Below are 18361 nucleotides of genomic sequence, written 5' to 3' on the forward strand. Positions count from 1 at the left end.
CCTTGCCCATCGGCCAATCTTGCGTATAGTCCGCGCCTCTTACGGTGAGGTGGCCGAGTGGTCGAAGGCGCACGCCTGGAACGCGTGTAGGCGGTGTCCCCGTCTCGTGGGTTCGAATCCCACCCTCACCGCCACTCTTTTCCCTGAAATCACAATGCGTGCCCGAGCCCCGGAAATCCGGCGGCATTTCCGTGCCTTCGCACGGGGCTCCTAAAGTGGAGACCGCGACGTGCCCGCGCTGATGGGGCATTTCTGGGGGAAAGTCTCAGTCCGGGATTTCGGGCAGATCGGGTAGGGTAATTCCCTGTTCTCCCGAAACCGCAGGGAATTTTGCGAAAAACGGCCTCAATGTCGCGGGTGGTGTGAATTTAGTCACGTACTATCAGTGGGTTGTGTGAAAATACCCTGTAGCCAATAACAGGGAAATCGCTTTCCCTGTTACGCTTGAAAACAGGGAAGTCTGTTTGGTCGATCAGGGAAACTTCTGGTCGGCAAAACCCAGTGCCTGCGCCTGCGCATCCCAGTCCAGAGGAACCGGATTTGTGAGGAGAAATTGCAGCGTCAGCTCCGGTGGCTGGCGCCCTTCGAGGATTGCGCGGGTGATCTCGGGTGAAAGGAACGCCAGGCGAATGCGCTGCCGGACCGGACTGTCGGTCCATCCATGGCGCCGGCCGATGGCGGCCAGGGAAACACCTTGCCGGGCTTCGGCCAGCCACTGGTGAGCCCTCGCGATCGCGTTGATCAGGGTCTGGTCTGGTGCGCGCTCGAACTGGCCGGTGATGATTTTGACCTCCACACCGCGGCGGCGCAGTTCGAACCCGGTTTCGGTCGCCAGCTGATCGTCAGCGAGCCCATCCGGAGAGAGGGCCAGCATCTCCGCTACTCTCTCCCGGTCGAGCTCGATACGAAGCCGGGTTGGTGCCACGCGAACCAGGCCGACGATGTCGCGAAGCGTTTCCCCGTCGCGCGCTTCCAGCCGGGTTCTCAGATCACCGAGAGCGTGCTGCGCCTTGTAAACGGCTACGGGATCGGGATCACGGAACAGTTTTTCGCCCGCTTCATCGAGATGGCTGGCGATTGCTCCGCACACGGCCCGTTCGAGCTTGAGAGCTGGCAGGCGCCATCCCGAGGGATCGTCCGCAGCTCCCTTCATCAGTCGCCGGGAGACGTAGTAGCGGATGCGCTTGTGTCCCTCTTCGGTCTTGCGCCTCGAGTGGCTGGGCGTCAGCCGGTCTCCGGTCTCGTCCATTAGCTTGCCCGCCAGCGGGGATTTCTGGTCGGGTTGCTTGAGTGCCCTGGTGGTACGGTCCCGGACGCACGGCCGGGCAGCATGTCCCCGGAGCTTCTCCTGCACCCGGGTCCACAGGCCCTCATCGATTATGGCTTCATGCAGCCCGTCATAGACGTCCAGCTTGTGCCGGATGCGGCCGACATAGATCGGATTTGTGAGCATGTTGTGGATGGAGCCATGCGACAGGACTGCGCCGCCGTACCTCTTGCCCGAGGCGAAGGTACGGTCTTTCGAACGGATGCCTTGGACTCTGGCCCTCGCCGCTACCGTCGAGAGACATTCATGCTCGTCATAGAGTTCGAAGAGGGCGCGGACGTTCTCGGCTTCGCGCGGGTTGATAACAATACCACGGGCGCCGGGATTCGGGTCGGCGTCGTATCCGGTTGGCACCATCCCGCCCATCCACATCCCCTTCTTCTTCGATGCCGCAATCTTGTCCCGGATGCGTTCCGACGTGACCTCACGCTCAAACTGGGCAAACGAGAGCAGGACGTTCAGCGTCAGCCGGCCCATCGAGGTGGAGGTGTTGAACGCCTGGGTCACCGAGACAAAGGAGCAGTCGACCGCGTCGAGCCTGTCGATCAGGCGGGAGAAATCCGCCAGTGAGCGGGTCAGCCGGTCGATCTTGTATACAACAATCATGTCGACCTTGCCGGCCTCAACATCGGTCACCAGGCGCTGGATTGCAGGGCGATCCAGGGTGCCGCCGGAAATGCCGCCATCATCGTATCGTTGGGGAAGCAGTTTCCAGCCTTCTGCCTTCTGGCTGGCGATGTAGGCTGCGCAGGCTTCGAACTGTGCGTCCAGGGAGTTGAACTCCTGGTCGAGGCCTTCCTCCGACGATTTGCGCGTGTAGATGGCACAGCGGATGGTACGGCGGGCACTGTCTCGCATAGTGGCCATCACGACGTTTTCTTTCGGGAGACAAGGCCGAAAAAGCGGGGCCCCGACCAGTGGGTGCCGGTGATCTCCCTGGCGATGGCTGAGAGTGAGGTGAAGGTCTCCTCCCGGTATCGATAGCCTTCGTCAACGACATCGACGCGGTGCGTGGTCCCATTCCAGGTGCGCATCAGCTGCGCACCTGGTTTGAGTTTCGGGGCAGCGGGTTTGGGTGCCTCGCCGACTGCGAGCGAAAGCAGCCGTTTCTCGAGGCGCGGTCCGAGCCCGCCCCTCGCCTCGACTTGTAGGTCATAGGCGAGGAGACGAGCGAGGAAGGCCTTGCTCAGACCGCGGGGGGCTCCTGTAGCGAAGCTGGCCTGCCAGATCTCCACCAGTTCGGTGCGTGGCTTTTCGACAAGGCTATCAAGATCAATCCCGATCGTACGTTTGCGCCGTGCCATCAGCCCGCCTCGACGAGCGTGTAGCGCGCGGATCGGGTGCCTTCGAGCGGGGCCAGCTTGTCGATCGTGTAGCCGTTTTTCCTTAGCCCGGTCATCGCAGCGCGCGTGGTGTGCGGAAGCCAGTCCAGCCGGGCCGCCAGATCGGGAATGGTGATGCCCGTTTCGACGGTCAGGAGCGCGATCAGGCGGGCTTTCTTGGTCAGCTTGTCGGGCTGACCTTCTACAGCCGCAGGCGCGGGGGCTGAGGCGGACTTGCGCCATGCTTTTGTGATCGTCCCGGCCGGCGCTTGTGCAAGAGCTGCCTGACCGACCTCGGTGAGTGCGATGGCCTTGCCGGATCGCGTAAGGAAACCGCGGCTGGAGAGGTGGTCGAGGTGGGCCTCCAGTGTGCCGCCAGTCGTGGGAAGGCCGGATAGTTGATCGATGGGTACTGGCCCATCCTGTGCGCTGAAGGACTTCAGGATGGCAATGTGGGTGGGTGTAAGCTTGGACATGTGTGTCTCCTGCGATGCCTTCGCGGGATGCGAGGGGCTGCACTGAGACAGGCCCGGAACCTTGAAGCAGGGCCGTCCGGGCGCGGTCAGCATGCATGCTCGGGTCCGGCAGGAAGTCCAGTCTCCAGATACACGCCGGCCCGCACTTTGGGTCAGGGCGGGCCGTGGCGGTGTAACTGTTCTGTGCTGTCGCCATTCGGCGCTGCGATCTAGCTGTCGCCGTCTGCCCCTTCAACATCGTCAGGGAGGTATCCATCCCAGCGCTCGATCACGCTCGGGGTGCCGTCCGCGTGGTAGTCGATCCGCTCACCGGGCTTCTTGTAACACTCCTCTTCGGGGATCGCGGCGTGAACCAGCTCGACAACGATCTTGTTTTCCTCCCTGGCAAGGCGCCGCGCTTCCTCGGCGGTGTGCTGGGCCTTGAGCTGGTGAACCTTGTCGAAGGCCTTTGGGTCACCCTTGAGGGCCTTCTCCATGAGACGACGAGCGATTAGTTCCTCGCCACTCATTCTGACGGGCTTCCCGTCGACGCGGACGGTGCGATTTTCAGCAAGCAGCTCCGCCATATGAGCCGCAACGTCCTTTGGCTGTTTTCTCGGCCGGCCACGCGGATTGCCGCTCTGGCCTTTCTTGAACCGGGTGGCCTTGGGCGGTTTGCCGTACCCTACCTCGTAGTCAGGTTGATCCTGGCTCATGCCTGACCCTCCCACTCCAGACGGATTTCACGCACAAGGGAGAAGCGCTCGCCCGTCGCTTCCAGTCGGGCTTCTTCCCCCGAGGCAGCCTGGAACCTCGACACGATGAGGTCGCAATAGCGTGGGTCCAGCTCGATCAGTCGCGCTGACCGGCCACAGCTTTCAGCTGCGAGCAGCGTCGAGCCTGATCCGCCAAACGGATCCAGCACCAGACCGTCCATCGGGGTCACATCCTTGATCGCATCCTTAACCATGGCCGCCGGCTTCACAGTCGGGTGCATCGCGAGCTCATCCCGACGGCCGATAACGCCCGGATAGTCCCAGACATTGGTGCGATTGCGGCCGAAGCGGCCCAGCTGGACGTTGTTGGTATGGCTGCCGCCGCGCCGGGCAAACACAGCTACCAGCTCGTGTTTCGACCGGTAGAGCGAGCCCATGCCACCTGCATCCTTGTTCCAGACGCAGATATTCTTAAGCTCGCCGATCTCCTTCTCTCCCGCGGCGACCAGCTCACAGATGTGACGCCAGTCCATGCAGGCGAAGGCAATGCCGCCGGGCCTGAGCACGCTGCAGATCCGCGCTGCGACGGTTTGCAGGAAGCCCGAGAACTCCGCGTCAGACATTTCACCCGAAGCCATGACAAACTCGTCATGGGTTTTCTTGCCGAGACCGCTGACATGGCCGGCGATCGGTACATTGTAGGGTGGGTCCGTAAAACAGGTGTCCACAACTTCATCGCGCAACAGGGCCCGATAGGTCGCCTCATCAAGGGCGTCGCCACATACCAGTCTGTGTCGACCCAGAATCCAGACATCTCCAGGCCAGCTGACTGCAGGTCCTTCATCCCGCGCCGGCACCTCCTCGTGGTCAGCGCATTCGTCCTCGCCCGCCAGGATGACGTCGATCTCGCCTGTTTCGAAACCGATTGTCTCGATCTCGAATTCGAGGTCCATCTCGATGAGCTCCCCGATCTCCAGTTTCAGGAGGTCGTCATCCCATCCGGCGTTTTCAGCCAGGCGATTATCCGCGATGACGTAAGCCCGTTGCTGTGCCTTGCTCATGCCGGAAAGGCGCATCACCGGCACTTCGCCAAGGCCCATTGACTTCGCCGCCTCGAGACGACCATGACCGGCGATGATCTCAAGGTCATCACTGACCAGGGTCGGGTTCGTCCAGCCAAAGGCCCGGATACTGGAGGCCACCTGCTCGATCTGGCGCTTGGAGTGCGTCCTCGGATTGTTCGGGTATGGCTTGAGCGAGCGGATTGGCAGCGTCTCGACCCGCAGGTCCCTGATGGAAGCGGTCATGATGCGTCTCCAAAGACAGGAAGCATGATACGGGTGTCGATGAGGTGGGCGATCTCCAGGAGATCTTCGCCGAATGACCTGAGTGTTTCTCCCGACTGCAGATGCACGATGGAGTAAATCCATCCTTCGATGAGCTGGCCCGTTCTCTGATCGTGAAAGCTCACGATGTCGCTGCGGAAGTGAAGGTAGCCGGCCGGAACTGGCGGCGGTGAAAAGATTGGCATGGATTCCTCCGTTAGCCGATTAACGAAGGCTTCCAATTGAACGATGCAATCCTCGCGGAACAGAAACAAAAGGGTCCCGAAATCGAGCTATGACGAGTTCTCGATTTTCCGCCGGCGTACATATCTCGCGATTTCACGAGAGATCAGGGCGGGGAAAGGGTGTGCGCCCAGGTCAGTTAGTATTCGAGTGACCCACGCTCCGGCGGGGGATGTGCATTCCTGCGAATAATTGGCACCGGACAGGTTCGACGCAGTAACTGGCCGCCGCACTGTCATCTCCCAGAACTTGCAGAGTTCGGCTACGGTCCACTCCAGAGTGTAGTGTCGAGGGCGGCCTTGCCCTTTTGCTGCAGAGCCATCACGTTTCTTTGGCGGCGTGGAGAGGGTCTCCAGGGCAATGTGAGCGGCGCTCTTGAGCGTTGCCTGTTTGATCCTTCGCTCAAATAGAGCCTGCTCAATAGAGTCGCCTACACCAACCTCATCAAGGGGAGCTAGACTCCAGAGCGCGTCAATCAAAGCGATTTCCGCCCCGCCGTTCAGCTGTGCAACAGCCTGAGCGGTGGGGTGTTTCAGAAAAGCGTTCAACCCGTCACGTGCCTGCTTCCGCGTAAAGGCCTCGGGTCCGCGTTCATGTCCGCAAAGATGCGATATCGCGATCGAGTACAGCTGGTGGCGAGCTGAGTCTTTGGCCAGGTCGGGCGCATGCCGGCTCAGCTCATCGATCCATCGGTCCAGATCGGGGCCGTCGAATTCAAGCGACGGCATGTCGGACCATCCGTCTTCGCCCCAGCGAGGCTCCTTTGGCTTTGTCATGGCGCAGAACTTCCTTTCTGCGCCAGACGGGCAGAATTCAGGCGTTGCGGTCAACTATTGTTTGTGCCGCCCTGATGAGCGCCACGGCCGCTTCGGTTCGATCCAGAAGCGGGTCTAGCGTTCCCGGAAGCGGACCGGTCTGGTGCCGGAGTGCGAGGGTGGCGGCATCTTCCAGTTCGGCGGTGGCCTGCGCCGCGAGATGGTGGAAGAGCTCGATCTCGTCGGACGAGACTGTCATGCCTCGAACGCCGCGACGAGCGCCTCCGCGACTTCGGCCATATGATGCATCCGGAAGGTTGAATACCGGTCCTTGCTGGTCGCGCGATGGTTGGGGGCGAGGCTCATCTTCTGCCTGCCCTGTCGGGCCACGGTGTGAACCTCGCCGGAGGGCAATAGCCACGCGCTTTCCAGCCTGGCATTCTCTCCGTCAATAGCGACGGCGAGCAGGTAGAGTGCAGGGTCGTCCCGCCAGGTGGACGTCCGGATATCAAACTGCACCGTTTGCGGCCGCGTCGCATCCTGGAAAGTCCAGCTCTTGATCTGCAGGCCGATCGCGCGGTGGGTCACCTTGTCGTGGATCATCACGTCAATGCCGTCGGCATCCACCAGCGGGACGTAGCTGGAGAGCCGGCCTCCCGAAGCAATCATCAACTGGCAGGCCACGAGGATTTCCGCGGCGGTTCCGAGTTGGCCGGACGAGGGCCCGGGGAATGTCGGTCGGGTTTCCATAACGTGCACACAAGTGCTTGGGTGCCCGGGCAAGTCAACAGAAAAAGAGACTCATAGTCTGTAGTCCCAAAGTGTGCGCCGGTGTCGGATCCGCGCATGGAAATTCGCCAGCGACTTGCAGACAACATGCGCAGATACAGGCGCGAAAAAGGCTGGTCCCAGGAAGAGCTGGCCCATCAGGCTGGCGTGCACCGCACCTACATTTCAGGCGTTGAGCGTCTGGTGCGAAATCCAACGATCACAATAGTCGGCCGAATTGCGGAAGCGCTGGGCGTGGCAGTTGGCGATCTGGTGGATTGAGGGCTGCTCTGGCGCAGGAGCTGGCTAACTGCCAATTCATGCCCATTTCTCCGACTGCCAAGATTGTCGTATAACCTCCCGGTGACACTTGAGTTATTGCGCGTCTTGGCTGTAACTGCATAAGGTTGGTCGCACTTGTTGCATTCACGAGCCATCCATGAGCCCAACAGAAATCGCGGACGCCCTCGAGGCCATTGCCAGACAAGCCTTCGACCCGGACGAGTTTCCCTTCGCCTTTGCCGCGGCCACGGGGAATGCGCCTGCAACGGTGTCAAAGCTGCGGCCTGGCCAGCGCTCGCTCAATCGCTCGAAACTGCCGGGCGGTGTGTTGGTGAACAAGAAGTTCCACTTCCTGCCGGCCGTATCCGGCGAAGTGGATGCCGCGATCGATCTCCTTCGCACCGACAAGAAAACCGTCCAGCACAAGCCAGCCATCCTGATCGCGAGCAATGGAGAGATGGTGGTCGCGGAAAACCCGGCCACCCGCGAGACCCTGCGCTGCGCCTTCAACGAGCTGCACCGGCATTTCGGCTTCTTCCTGCCCGCGGCGGGGATGACGCGTTTCAAGGCAGCGGATGAGAACGAAGTCGACATCAGTGCGACCCGCAAGCTCGCCCACCTCTATGACGCCTTCCTCAAGCTCAACCCGGACTGGGGCGCTCCGGAGCGGCGCCACGAGCTCAACCAGTTCATGACGCGGCTGATCTTCTGCCTCTTTGCCGAGGATGTCGGGATTTTCCCCAAGGACCAGTTCTCCCGGCTGATCGTCAATCACGCAGGCCATAAGGGCGCGGAGGCTCATATCGCCATCGCCCACGCCTTCCAGGCGATGAACCGGCCCGCGAGCGAGCGTGCAGACCTGCCGGGTTGGACGCATGAGTTCGAATACGTGAATGGCGGCCTGTTTGCCGGGCCGATCGACTGCCCGGTGTTCGATGCAATCGCCTGGGGGTATTTCCGCGATCTGGGAGATCTGGACTGGCGCGACATCAACCCGGATATTTTCGGATCGATGATCCAGACCATCGCCGAGGCGGACAAGCGCGGCGAGCTGGGCATGCATTATACCAGCGTGCCCAATATCCTGAAGGTCATCGGGCCGCTCTTCCTTGATGATGTGGATGCGGACATCGATAAAGCCTGGGACAAGCCGGCAGCGCTGGAACGCGTCCTAAACCGCCTCTCGCGCATCCGGGTGTTCGACCCGGCCTGCGGCTCGGGGAATTTCCTGGTCATCGCCTATCGCGAGCTGCGCGCCCGGGAGATGAAGATCCTTGATCGCCTCAAGGCATTGAAAGGCGAAACCCAGGGCCAGATGTGGTCATCCATCTCACTGGCGAGTTTCCACGGCATCGAGATCACGGATTTTGCGGCCGAGACCGCCAAGCTGGCGCTCTTCATTGCCGAATACCAGGCCAATTCGGTGATGGAGAAGATGTTCGGTGCTGCGGCCAGCCCGCTGCCCTTGCGCGATGGCGGCCACATCGTTTGCGACAATGCGCTGCGGATAGACTGGGAAGATGTGTGCCCGCCTCCGCGAGATGATGAGGAAGTCTATATTGCAGGGAACCCGCCGTTTCTGGGTTCGACTTATCAATCCAAGGCGCAAAAGGCAGATCTTGCCTTCGTCTTTGCCGGACGGGTGCAAAGCTACGCCGCATTCGACTTCGTTGCGGCCTGGTTCTTCAAAGCCTCGAATTATATTCGAGCGAGACAGGCAAAGGCGGCACTCGTTGCGACCAACTCGATTTGCCAAGGCTATTCGGTAGCGGCGCTCTGGCCACACGTGCTTGGAGAAGATCTCGAGATCGGCTTTGCGCACAAGGATTTCAAATGGCGCAATAACGCGAAGTCCAATGCTGCCGTGGTCTGTTCGATCATTGGCGTCAGGAATCGATCTGGTGCGCCCAAGCGTCTTATCGTTGGCGGGACCGATTTTGCGGCGGCAAACATCAACGGCTATTTGGTCAATAGTCCCGATGTTTCCGTGGAAGGTACGCGAAAGGGGTTTTTCGGTTTGCCGTCGATGGACTACGGCAACAAGCCAGTCGAAGGCGGGCACCTTATCCTGTCGGCTGAGGAGAAGGACCAGCTTCTTGCTGAGGCGCCCTCGGCCTCAAAGTTTATCCGGCCATTCATGGGTTCAAAGGAGGTCGTCAACGGCTTTCATCGATATTGCCTCTGGATACAAGAACACGATGTCGTTGAGGCTAGGTCGATCGCGTCGATAAGCCAGCGAATAGATCGGGTCGCCGAGTTTCGCGCAAAGAGTACGGACAAGTACGTCCGCGAAAAATTGTTACCCTTATCCCATCGCTTCAAACAGGTCTTCACCAGTGAGTCGCACGCCCTTCTCGTTCCTAGCGTGAGCTCCGAACGGCGTCCCTACTTGCCAGTCGATCGTGTGGATGCCGAGGTTATCGTCTCGAATCTCAGCTTCGCCCTCTACGACGCCCCCGAGTGGTGCCTGGCCCTGATCGCCTCTCGTCTGCACCTCGTCTGGATCGGCACGGTATGCGGAAAGTTGAAATCGGATTTCCGTTACTCCAACACGCTCGGCTGGAACACCTTCCCGGTCCCCAATTTTACCGAAGCCCAGCTTGAAGCGCTCAACGCCTCGGCGCGGGACATACTGAAGACGCGCTATCTACACCATCCCAAGACGATCGCGGAGCTCTATGATCCGGAGAAGATGCCGGATGATCTGCGCGAGGTTCACCGGCGCAATGATGAGCTGCTGGAGACGATGTATATCGGCCGTCCGTTCAAGACCGATACGGAGCGCCTGGAAAAACTCTTCAAGCTCTATGCTGCCCGAGTGGAGAAGCTGAAGCCGAACAAGACATCGAAGGAGACAGCCTGATGGTGGATCTCATCCGCATGACCTACGGGTCTTCCGGCGCGGCCGCGTCGAACGCGCTGGGCATGCGCCCGATGCAAGCCCGTGTTTACGAGGCGCGCGCGGCCCAGTTCATCCTGCTCAAGGCCCCCCCGGCCGCCGGCAAGTCGCGGGCGCTGATGTTCGTGGCCCTGGACAAGCTGGAGAACCAGGGCGTCAAGAAAGCCATCGTCGCCGTACCGGAGACCTCGATCGGCGGATCTTTCAAGACGACAGATCTCACTTCCTACGGCTTCTTTGCGGACTGGGAGGTCGAGCCGCGCTGGAATCTGTGCCTGTCCGGTGAGGATGACGCCAAGGCGAATGCCCAGAAGGTGAAGACCTTCGAAGCCTTCATGGATTCGGACGCCAAGGTTCTGGTCTGTACCCACGCCACCTTCCGCTTTGCCTTCGAGGCCATCGTCAACGAGCGCGGCGTCGAGGCTTTTGACGATTGTCTGATCGCGATCGACGAGTTCCACCATGTGGCCGCCAGCGATGACAACCGCCTGGGCGAGATCCTGCGTCGCCTGCTGGATCGGGAGCGCGCCCACGTCATGGCGATGACCGGCTCCTATTTTCGCGGCGACAGCGTGCCGGTGCTTCGCCCCGAGGACGAGGCCAAGTTCCGCTCGATCACCTATTCCTATTACGAGCAGCTCGAGGGCTATAAACACCTCAAGTCGCTTGGCATTTCCTACGCCTTTTATCGCGGTCGCTATCTTTCCGCGATCATGGACGTGCTCGACACCGACAAGAAGACCATCATCCATATCCCACATCGAGGCTCGGCCGAAGCCTATGACGAGAAGAGCAATGAGGTCGGTGCCATCATGAGCGCGATCGGCGAACATGTCGGCCAGGAACCGGACACCGGCTTTGATCTCGTGCGCCGCCGCTCCGACGGCAAGACCCTCAAGATCGCGGACCTGGTGGATGACGGCCCCGGCCGCGACGGTGTGAAAGCCGCCCTGCAGAAGGAACACCTTGGCGCGGACGGCAAGCGCGATGACGAGGCGGATCGGGCCAAGGTCGACATCATCATCGCCCTGGGTATGGCCAAGGAAGGTTTCGACTGGGTGTGGTGCGAACATGCGCTGACCATCGGGTATCGCAACAGCCTGACCGAGATCGTGCAGATTATCGGCCGGGCCACGCGCGATGCCAGCGGCAAGGGCCACGCCCAGTTCACTAACCTCGTTGCGGAACCGGGTGTCGAGACGACGGTTGTGGCCGATGCGGTCAATGACATGCTCAAGGCCATTTCCGGCGCGCTCCTGATGGAGCAGGTCCTGGCCCCCAATTTCAAATTCTATCGCCGCGAGGATGGTGATATCCGCGAGAAGGTGTTCACCGACGAAGACGGTCGGGTGAATATCGGCATTGGCGGACTGCTCGAGCCGCCGACAGCACGCGCCCGCGCGATCGTCGAGAACGACATGCAGGACCTGGTCGCCAAGGCGTGTCAGGCGATGGATCGCCGCGTCATTGCCGATGACGTCCACCCGGAGGTCGCAACCCAGATGGTGCTGACCGACATCGTCGAGACCTCCTACGAGGGTTTGACGCCGGACGAGACCGAGGCCGTGCGCCAGGACCTGGCCGCCCGCATGAACCTGATCGGCATGGCCAAACGCGAGGCGCAGGACGCCAGCGACGGCCTGAACGTGAAGGAGACGGGCTCGACCTATAACCATGACGATCCCGATGGCGAGGAGGGTCCGAACCTGTCGCTGATGAATATGGTCAAGCGCTTCATCAATGTGCAGGACCTCGATATCGAGCTGATCGATTCCGTGAACCCGTTCCGCGAAGGCTTCAATGTTGCCTCCCGCGCACTCGACACGCCGCTGCTCAAGACCATCCAGAACGCGATGGTCGCCCAGCGGATCCAGATGACGGAATCCGAAGCCCTCGTCCTGTGGCCGCGCATCAAGCGCTTTCGGGCCCAGGAGGGCCGTGAGCCCAATCCTCATGCCGAAGACCCGCTGGAAAAGCGTCTGGCCGAAGCCCACGCCTATATCCGCAACAAGAAGGCCGAGCGGGCCCGCGCGGATGCGCCGGCATGAGGGGCGCGTAGATGAGCCGCTATCGTTCGCTCGATGAGATCTTTGATGAAGAAGACGAGTTCGGCCTGCTCGAAATCCGCCAGCGCGCCTCTGCGAGCTCGACCCCGGACAACCGCAATGCCGAGATCGTGGCCCAGGTAAACGTCTTCTGGGAGCGCCATGGTCGATTGCCCGACGACAACAGCCTCGACTTGGAGGAGATGAAACTGGGCACGATCTGGCGATCCATTCGGACCAGTCCGTCAGCAGCCATGGCGGCGGCCGACCGCAACGGGCTTCTGGGCGGAGACAAGGCGTCCGCGCCAGACCGGTCGGTATCCGCCCCGGCCAAACCTGAGCCGTCTTGGCGCGACGAACCGGGCGAGGATGACGTCCCGGCCAGTCTCGATGACATTTTCGACGACGATGATGAGGAGGTCTCCGAGGCGGTGACCACCCTGCGGCACGTCACGCCGTCCGCCGAACGGGAAAAGCCATCCCACCGCGCCGATATGTTTCCCTGTCCTGACTTCGGTCAATTCGAGCAGGGTTTCGCGGACATGCAGGCCAGGCTGGAAAGTGGCGAGCGCATGGTCAGCCCGATCCAGGACGGCCAGGAACTGCGAGTCCATGAGGGCGATTATCTCATCCATCGAGGTCTTCTCGCCTACATCGCTGAGAAGACGGAATTGTCCCGTCGGGGCGGCAAGCCCGACCACCGGCTGCGCATCATCTTCTCCAACGGTATGGAGAACGACCCCCTCGTTTCCTCGCTCAGGAAGGCGCTGGCGACCGACAGGACCGCTCGATATGTGCACCGCCCCGGAATGGGCCCGCTGGACCCTGAATGGCAGGAAGACGCGCTTGAGCTGACTGGGACCATCTATGTGGCCCGCAGCAAGTCCACGCGACCGGAGATCGCTGAGGTTCGCAACATCCTCCACAAGATTGGCGTCACCTCCCAGGACGTCAGACGCCGCGTGGCCGATGCCCGCAATGACGCGACCTTTCTGCTGGCCGATGTCGACATCGTCGCGACCTATGAGCTCAAGAATCTGAGCCGCACAAAGATTGAATCCCTGCTGCACCGCTTCTTCGACGTGGCGCGTCCATCAAGCCTCGTCATCATGGACCGGTTTGGAAAGCGCGTGCATCCGCGAGAGTGGTTCTACGTCCTGCCCGAACACGTGGCGGAGGCGGTCAAACTGATCGCAAACGGGACGCTGCATGAATATCGGTATGATCCGGCGGAGCAGCGGATTGTGCGGGGCGAGGAAAAAACATGGGAAAGCTCATGAGCAATACCTCACCGTTCAGTGCCGATTTGATCCGCGCGATAAACCAGTGGCAGCGGGGTATGGAGGACAAGGCCAAGAAGCTCTGTAAACTGATCTCGGCGAGCTCGGATCTCCCCGACGCGTTCAAGCGAGTTGACCAGCCAGTCTATCGCCAAGTGCGTCTCTACGCGGGTTTGTCCCAGGAATTCATTTTGGATGAAATTCAACAAGACGGATCCGCTTGGACTCTATCCCGCGACGTCGCAAAGACATTTCGTCAAAGCCCGAATGATCGTGAAAAGATCATGTTTCTGCTCGAGAAGGATCCGAGCGATTGCGAGGTGATCCTGAATCTGGCTGCTGTGTATGCGGACCCATATTTCATGAAGGAAGTGAAGCGACTCGAGGCTGCGGAGAGTGTCGAATTCAAAGGCATTCGTGATTGGAAAGGCTCACAGCGCGAGGTGGTGCTGCGTCCAACGACCATTTCGTACGACGAGATAGTGGCATTCGGAGCGTTCCGCTGTTTGAGCGATGTTATCCCGCCTATCGGTCCGCGAGATCCATCGGCACCGAGCGACAATGAAATCATGAAAGACTTGATTGGCGTTAATGAGAATGAACACTTCTGGACGGATGTTCGGAATGCAAAGGGAGTAGTCTCGCACGTTCTAGAGAATGTTCGCGGCGCGCTAGCCAGTACCGATGAGTGATTGTCGCTTTGTGCGGCTCCCGAGCCGGGCGGCAGGCGCCGGTCGTACTCAAGAATCTTCGATGTTCACGCTCGATAGTGACAGATTTTGTCGCCCCACGGTTGCAGAGTATGTTACACGGTAAACGTGCGCATCGAGGGGCAGATGAAAAAGACCAACGGAAACCTGAACTTCTACGCGTCAGACCTGATGCGGTTTCAGGGGTGCCAACATGCGACTGCGCTGGATCTGCGTTATCTGGAACAAGGTGACATCACTCCGGCTGCGGACGATGACGAGAAGCGTCTCGTTCAGGACCAGGGCCACGCCCACGAGACGTCATTCACCGAGCGACTGCGGGCTGAAGGACTGGACGTGGTCGAGCTCGAGCGCAAATTTGCGTCGCCGGAACTGGAACATGAGGCCACGCTTGAGGCCCTGCGATCAGGCCGAGAGGTCGTGGCTCAGGCCGCTCTTGGCGCTGAAGGGCGCTGGGGTGGATATGCGGATTTCCTGTACCGGGTCGAGCGTCCGTCAGAGCTGGGCGCCTTCAGCTACGAGGTCGCCGATACCAAGCTGAGCCGCTCGCCCAAACCCGGCCAGATCCTGCAGCTGTGCCTCTACTCCGACTTGCTGACCGACATCCAGGGTGTCGCGCCTGAACGTGCCCACCTCAAGCTGGGATCGGGTGAACGATATACCGTGCGCCTGGATGATGTCCGGGCCTATGCGCGTCTGGCCAGAGAGCGCTTCGAGGCCTTCGTGAGCACACGGCCCCAGACCCGGCCAGAGCCGGTGCCGGCCTGCAATCTCTGTCGCTGGCGCGAACTCTGCCGGAATGAATGGGAGGCGGCAAACAGTCTGGTCCTGCTGCCGGGCGTTCTGACCAGCCAGCGCCGAAAGCTCGAGGCCGCTGGCATCACAACCATCAGCGAGCTTGCGGGCGTGCAGGAACGCATACCCAAGCTCGCACCGCGAACCCAGGACAAGCTGGTGTCACATGCACGCCTCCAGCGAGCCCGTCGCGCGGGCGGGCCTCCGGCCTTCGAACGGCTGCCGCTTGAGCCGGGCCGCGGGTTCAACCGCCTGCCCCGTCCGGATGAAGGCGACATGTTCTACGACATTGAGGGCGATCCCTATTTCGAGGGTGGCCTCGAATACCTGCACGGCGTCTGGTTCCGTGAGGGCGGCACGTGGCAATTCCGGGACTTCTGGGCCCATGATCGGGAAGCCGAAGGCCGGTCCCTGGACGCGTTGATGAAATTCTTCCGCGACAGGCTGGCCGCTTACCCCGGCGCCCACATCTATCACTACGCCCCATATGAGATCACCGCCCTGCGCAAGCTGACCAAGGTACACCGGAGCCATGAGGTGCTGCTCGACCAGTTCCAGCGCGACAAGGTCTTCGTTGATCTCTACGGCGTGGTGACCGGCTCGATACGCGTGTCCGAGGGCGGGTACTCGATCAAGGACCTGGAAGCCTTCTACATGGAGAAACGCGAAGGCGAGGTGGCGACAGCTGGCGCAAGCGTGGTGGCCTACGAAAAGTGGCGAGAGACCGGCGATGACGCCATTCTTCAGGAGATACGGGACTACAACGAAGTCGACTGTATCTCGACCCAGCTGCTGCGTGACTGGCTGATCGACGAGGCGCGCCCTGCGGACCTTTCCTGGCCCGACTTGTTGGACGGGGACGGGCATGAAGGCCCCGACTTAGAACGTGTTGCAGAGGAGGAAGCCGAGGATGTGGCGAATGCGGCCAGACTGGCTCCGCTCCGAGACATTGTCGGTGATGAAGCAGCACAACTCGTCATCGACCTCAATGCCTTTCACCGACGTGAGAAGAAGCCGGCCTATTGGGCGATATTCGACCGCTTGGCCAAGGACAGTGAAGATCTGGTCGATGATCTCGACTGCCTTGCCGAACTTGAGGCGATTGGAGAGGCAGAGCGCGGGAATCGAGGGGTTCACCGGCAGCGCTACCGCTTTCCAGCTCAGGACACAAAGATCGCGGAAGGCAAGAAAGCAAGTCTGAAGCCGACAGAAATGCCTATCACCGTTTCGGTTCTCGAACTCGATCATGACCGGGGCGAAGTGTTCATTCAGTTCCCGGGAAAGGCCGGGCCACCGCCGGCGGAGATCGATCTCCTGCCGCCGGGTCCGATCAGGGACAAGATCCTGGTAGAGGGGGTTGCGTCCGCCAGCGACCTCTTGCTTGCTGAAGACACCAGCATCAACGCATTCAAACGCTTCATGACGCGGCAGAAGCCGTGCTTTCAGGATGAACGAGAGAAAATTCTCTCAGGAATCGGCTACCTGCCTGAGCAGATCGCTGAGGCGATCCAGCAGCTTGATCGCTCGACGCTGGCTATTCAGGGGCCTCCCGGAACCGGCAAGACCTATGTCAGCGCGTTGGCTATTTCCCGCCTGGTGGCGAGTGGCAAGCGGATCGCGATCTCGTCGAATTCGCACAAGGCCATCGAGAACCTGCTGCTGGCGACAGCCCGGCGCATGGATGATGCAGCCGTTACAGGACAGATTGTGCAGAAAGTCCGCGATGGCGATGTCGAGCTCGCACATGATCGCATTCTGACAGTCACTGACAATGAGGACCCCGAGATTGATGCGGCCGCCATTGTCGGGGGCACGGCATGGCATTTTGCACGTTACGACGAGAACGCGTTCGACTATCTCTTCATCGATGAGGCCGGGCAGGTTTCTGTCGCCAATCTGATGGCAATGAGCCGTTGTGCCGAGAACATCGTGCTGGTGGGAGATCCCATGCAGCTGCCGCAACCGGTCCAGGGGTCACATCCCGGCCAGAGCGGCATGTCCTGTCTTGAATATCTTCTGGGCGAGCATCGCACGGTGCCGAATGACCGGGGTGTTTTTCTGCCTACCAGTCGTCGCATGCATGATGGCGTCTGTGCCTTCATTTCCAAGACGGTTTATGAAAGCCGGCTGGGAAATGACGCCGGCGCCTCCAAGCAGCGCCTTCATGACGCAGCCGGAAAACTCCGGCTAGGGGCGCATTTCGTCCCGGTCGAGCACACCGGAAATGCCCAGGTGTCGGAGGAGGAAGTCTCTGCAATCATTGGACAGATTGAACAGCTTGTTGGTGGAAGCTTTGTCGACCGGGACGGCGAGGAACGCACGCTCACGCACGCCGACATACTGGTGGTTGCCCCGTATAACGCGCAGGTCAATGCTCTGCGCCTCGCTCTTCCATCGGCAGTGCGGGTTGGCACGGTCGACAAGTTTCAGGGCCAGGAGGCACCGATTTGCCTTGTTTCCATGACAACTTCCAGCGCATCTGAATTGCCGCGCAATCTGGAGTTCCTGTTTTCATTGAACCGAATTAACGTGGCGGTCTCGCGCGCCAAGGCTCTGGCCCTGGTCTTCGCCAGCCCGAGGCTGCTGGAAGTGCCTTGCGCAAGCGTAGAGCAGATGAAGCTGGTCAATACGTTGTGCGAGCTTCGTCTTTCCGGTGATTGGCAAAAAGGGGTGTCCCGATGAAAAATTGCATCTATCGCCCGACGGCCGGAGCCGAGGACTGGAAGATGTTTCTCGCCAAACCTGATCTTCACTGGAAGAAAGGCTACTCGGCGCGGACCATGGCACACAGTTGGGAAGACGCCGGTGGCTGTCCACCGGAGATTTCCAGGTGTCTTGAACAGATGTTCGGGGTCGAACCAGAACCGCTGTTCGCTGTTCCGGAGCACCAGGTGGAACTCCCGGGAGGAAAAGCGGCGAGCCAGAACGATGCTTTTCTGCTTTGTGGTGTCGGAGAAGGGCTGGCCGCGGTCATGGTTGAGGGCAAAGTCGACGAGCCATTTGGCCCGACCCTCGGCGAATGGCTGGAGCGTGCAAGCCCCGGAAAGTTGACCCGGCTCGACGCCTTGCGAACGACGCTCGGGATAGAAGGCGAGCTTGATCCGGCGCTTCGATATCAGCTCTTCCACCGCACGGCTTCCGCGGTGATTGAAGCGCGCCGCTTCCGAGCGCAGCACGCGGTCTGTCTGGTGCACTCCTTCTCGCCTACGGCACGATGGCGTGACGACTTTGAACGCTTTGCCAGGCGCCTCGGATCAGAGCCGCTCGGATCGGGCTGGGCGCAGGTGCCGGGGGCGACGAATCCAACACTGCATCTCGCCTGGGTAGCCGGTGAAGCGCGCTATCTGGACGAATAAGAACGAATTCGGGGAACACATGACTATCAAGATGGTGGTGTCAGAGGAACTTGACCTTGTGGCATGAGGGCCGGATTCGTAAC

At 60.5% G+C, this 18361-nt stretch carries 16 protein-coding genes and 1 tRNA gene; 8 read left to right on the forward strand and 9 right to left on the reverse strand.

The genetic code is table 11. The features are described from left to right. The first annotated feature begins 43 nt into the window (after positions 1 to 43). Positions 44 to 134, forward strand: a tRNA-Ser gene (locus tag RMQ97_RS14515). 338 nt (positions 135 to 472) lie between these two features. Here the strand turns inward: RMQ97_RS14515 and RMQ97_RS14520 are convergent. From RMQ97_RS14520 to RMQ97_RS14560, 9 genes are all read right to left on the reverse strand, one after another. Then, a complete protein-coding gene (locus RMQ97_RS14520; protein WP_413661615.1) occupies positions 473 to 2185 on the reverse strand; it encodes a recombinase family protein in 1713 nt (570 codons plus the stop codon). A gap of 8 nt (positions 2186 to 2193) precedes the next feature. After that, positions 2194 to 2631 (reverse strand): DUF2924 domain-containing protein, encoded by a 438-nt coding sequence (locus RMQ97_RS14525; protein WP_413661616.1) that lies wholly within the window; start codon positions 2629 to 2631, stop codon positions 2194 to 2196. Next, the gene (locus RMQ97_RS14530) at positions 2631 to 3125 is read right to left on the reverse strand and encodes a DUF3489 domain-containing protein (protein WP_413661617.1); all 495 of its coding nucleotides are present in this window, start codon (positions 3123 to 3125) and stop codon (positions 2631 to 2633) included. The genes RMQ97_RS14525 and RMQ97_RS14530 overlap by 1 nt, the downstream gene beginning before the upstream one ends. Positions 3126 to 3334: 209 nt before the next feature. Further along, positions 3335 to 3820 (reverse strand): DUF5681 domain-containing protein, encoded by a 486-nt coding sequence (locus RMQ97_RS14535; protein WP_413661618.1) that lies wholly within the window; start codon positions 3818 to 3820, stop codon positions 3335 to 3337. Further along, positions 3817 to 5127: a site-specific DNA-methyltransferase gene (locus RMQ97_RS14540; protein ID WP_413661619.1), complete on the reverse strand. Its 1311-nt coding sequence runs from the start codon at positions 5125 to 5127 to the stop codon at positions 3817 to 3819. Before RMQ97_RS14540 ends, RMQ97_RS14535 begins: the two co-directional genes overlap by 4 nt. Then, complete coding sequence (locus tag RMQ97_RS14545) at positions 5124 to 5420, reverse strand: hypothetical protein (protein ID WP_413661620.1); 297 nt, start codon at positions 5418 to 5420, stop codon at positions 5124 to 5126. The genes RMQ97_RS14540 and RMQ97_RS14545 overlap by 4 nt, the downstream gene beginning before the upstream one ends. 18 nt (positions 5421 to 5438) lie before the next feature. Beyond that, positions 5439 to 6116, reverse strand: coding sequence for a hypothetical protein (locus RMQ97_RS14550; protein ID WP_413661621.1), 678 nt, complete (start codon positions 6114 to 6116; stop codon positions 5439 to 5441). Positions 6117 to 6201: 85 nt separating this feature from the next. Beyond that, positions 6202 to 6402: a hypothetical protein gene (locus RMQ97_RS14555; RefSeq protein WP_413661622.1), complete on the reverse strand. Its 201-nt coding sequence runs from the start codon at positions 6400 to 6402 to the stop codon at positions 6202 to 6204. Beyond that, positions 6399 to 6893 (reverse strand): hypothetical protein, encoded by a 495-nt coding sequence (locus RMQ97_RS14560; RefSeq protein WP_413661623.1) that lies wholly within the window; start codon positions 6891 to 6893, stop codon positions 6399 to 6401. The genes RMQ97_RS14555 and RMQ97_RS14560 overlap by 4 nt, the downstream gene beginning before the upstream one ends. A 126-nt stretch (positions 6894 to 7019) precedes the next feature. On the opposite strand from RMQ97_RS14560, the gene RMQ97_RS14565 reads away from it, so the two are divergent. From RMQ97_RS14565 to RMQ97_RS14595, 7 genes are all read left to right on the forward strand, one after another. Further along, complete coding sequence (locus tag RMQ97_RS14565) at positions 7020 to 7193, forward strand: helix-turn-helix domain-containing protein (RefSeq protein ID WP_413661624.1); 174 nt, start codon at positions 7020 to 7022, stop codon at positions 7191 to 7193. A 157-nt stretch (positions 7194 to 7350) separates the two neighbouring features. Further along, positions 7351 to 10056, forward strand: a complete 2706-nt coding sequence (locus tag RMQ97_RS14570; RefSeq protein WP_413661625.1) for a class I SAM-dependent DNA methyltransferase — start codon at positions 7351 to 7353, stop codon at positions 10054 to 10056. Continuing rightward, the gene (locus RMQ97_RS14575; protein WP_413661626.1) at positions 10056 to 12140 is read left to right on the forward strand and encodes a DEAD/DEAH box helicase; all 2085 of its coding nucleotides are present in this window, start codon (positions 10056 to 10058) and stop codon (positions 12138 to 12140) included. The genes RMQ97_RS14570 and RMQ97_RS14575 overlap by 1 nt, the downstream gene beginning before the upstream one ends. A gap of 11 nt (positions 12141 to 12151) precedes the next feature. Beyond that, positions 12152 to 13417 (forward strand): GIY-YIG nuclease family protein, encoded by a 1266-nt coding sequence (locus RMQ97_RS14580; RefSeq protein WP_413661627.1) that lies wholly within the window; start codon positions 12152 to 12154, stop codon positions 13415 to 13417. After that, positions 13414 to 14109: a hypothetical protein gene (locus RMQ97_RS14585; protein ID WP_413661628.1), complete on the forward strand. Its 696-nt coding sequence runs from the start codon at positions 13414 to 13416 to the stop codon at positions 14107 to 14109. The genes RMQ97_RS14580 and RMQ97_RS14585 overlap by 4 nt, the downstream gene beginning before the upstream one ends. A 144-nt stretch (positions 14110 to 14253) precedes the next feature. Next, positions 14254 to 17604, forward strand: a complete 3351-nt coding sequence (locus RMQ97_RS14590) for a TM0106 family RecB-like putative nuclease (protein WP_413661629.1) — start codon at positions 14254 to 14256, stop codon at positions 17602 to 17604. Continuing rightward, positions 17601 to 18278 carry a DUF6946 family protein gene (locus tag RMQ97_RS14595; RefSeq protein ID WP_413661630.1) on the forward strand — a complete coding sequence of 226 codons (678 nt, stop codon included), beginning with the start codon at positions 17601 to 17603 and terminating at the stop codon, positions 18276 to 18278. Before RMQ97_RS14590 ends, RMQ97_RS14595 begins: the two co-directional genes overlap by 4 nt. Positions 18279 to 18361: the final 83 nt, after the last annotated feature.

The organism is Maricaulis sp. D1M11 (assembly GCF_047308265.1).
Taxonomy (GTDB): Bacteria; Pseudomonadota; Alphaproteobacteria; order Caulobacterales; family Maricaulaceae; genus Maricaulis.

Coding starts and splice junctions, on each gene's coding strand:
- RMQ97_RS14520 (WP_413661615.1), bottom strand. CDS start 2,185: ATGCGAGACAGTGCCCGCCGTACCATCCGCTGTGCCATCTACACGCGC.
- RMQ97_RS14525 (WP_413661616.1), bottom strand. CDS start 2,631: ATGGCACGGCGCAAACGTACGATCGGGATTGATCTTGATAGCCTTGTC.
- RMQ97_RS14530 (WP_413661617.1), bottom strand. CDS start 3,125: ATGTCCAAGCTTACACCCACCCACATTGCCATCCTGAAGTCCTTCAGC.
- RMQ97_RS14535 (WP_413661618.1), bottom strand. CDS start 3,820: ATGAGCCAGGATCAACCTGACTACGAGGTAGGGTACGGCAAACCGCCC.
- RMQ97_RS14540 (WP_413661619.1), bottom strand. CDS start 5,127: ATGACCGCTTCCATCAGGGACCTGCGGGTCGAGACGCTGCCAATCCGC.
- RMQ97_RS14550 (WP_413661621.1), bottom strand. CDS start 6,116: ATGCCGTCGCTTGAATTCGACGGCCCCGATCTGGACCGATGGATCGAT.
- RMQ97_RS14555 (WP_413661622.1), bottom strand. CDS start 6,402: ATGACAGTCTCGTCCGACGAGATCGAGCTCTTCCACCATCTCGCGGCG.
- RMQ97_RS14560 (WP_413661623.1), bottom strand. CDS start 6,893: ATGGAAACCCGACCGACATTCCCCGGGCCCTCGTCCGGCCAACTCGGA.
- RMQ97_RS14565 (WP_413661624.1), top strand. CDS start 7,020: ATGCGCAGATACAGGCGCGAAAAAGGCTGGTCCCAGGAAGAGCTGGCC.
- RMQ97_RS14570 (WP_413661625.1), top strand. CDS start 7,351: ATGAGCCCAACAGAAATCGCGGACGCCCTCGAGGCCATTGCCAGACAA.
- RMQ97_RS14575 (WP_413661626.1), top strand. CDS start 10,056: ATGGTGGATCTCATCCGCATGACCTACGGGTCTTCCGGCGCGGCCGCG.
- RMQ97_RS14580 (WP_413661627.1), top strand. CDS start 12,152: ATGAGCCGCTATCGTTCGCTCGATGAGATCTTTGATGAAGAAGACGAG.
- RMQ97_RS14585 (WP_413661628.1), top strand. CDS start 13,414: ATGAGCAATACCTCACCGTTCAGTGCCGATTTGATCCGCGCGATAAAC.
- RMQ97_RS14590 (WP_413661629.1), top strand. CDS start 14,254: ATGAAAAAGACCAACGGAAACCTGAACTTCTACGCGTCAGACCTGATG.
- RMQ97_RS14595 (WP_413661630.1), top strand. CDS start 17,601: ATGAAAAATTGCATCTATCGCCCGACGGCCGGAGCCGAGGACTGGAAG.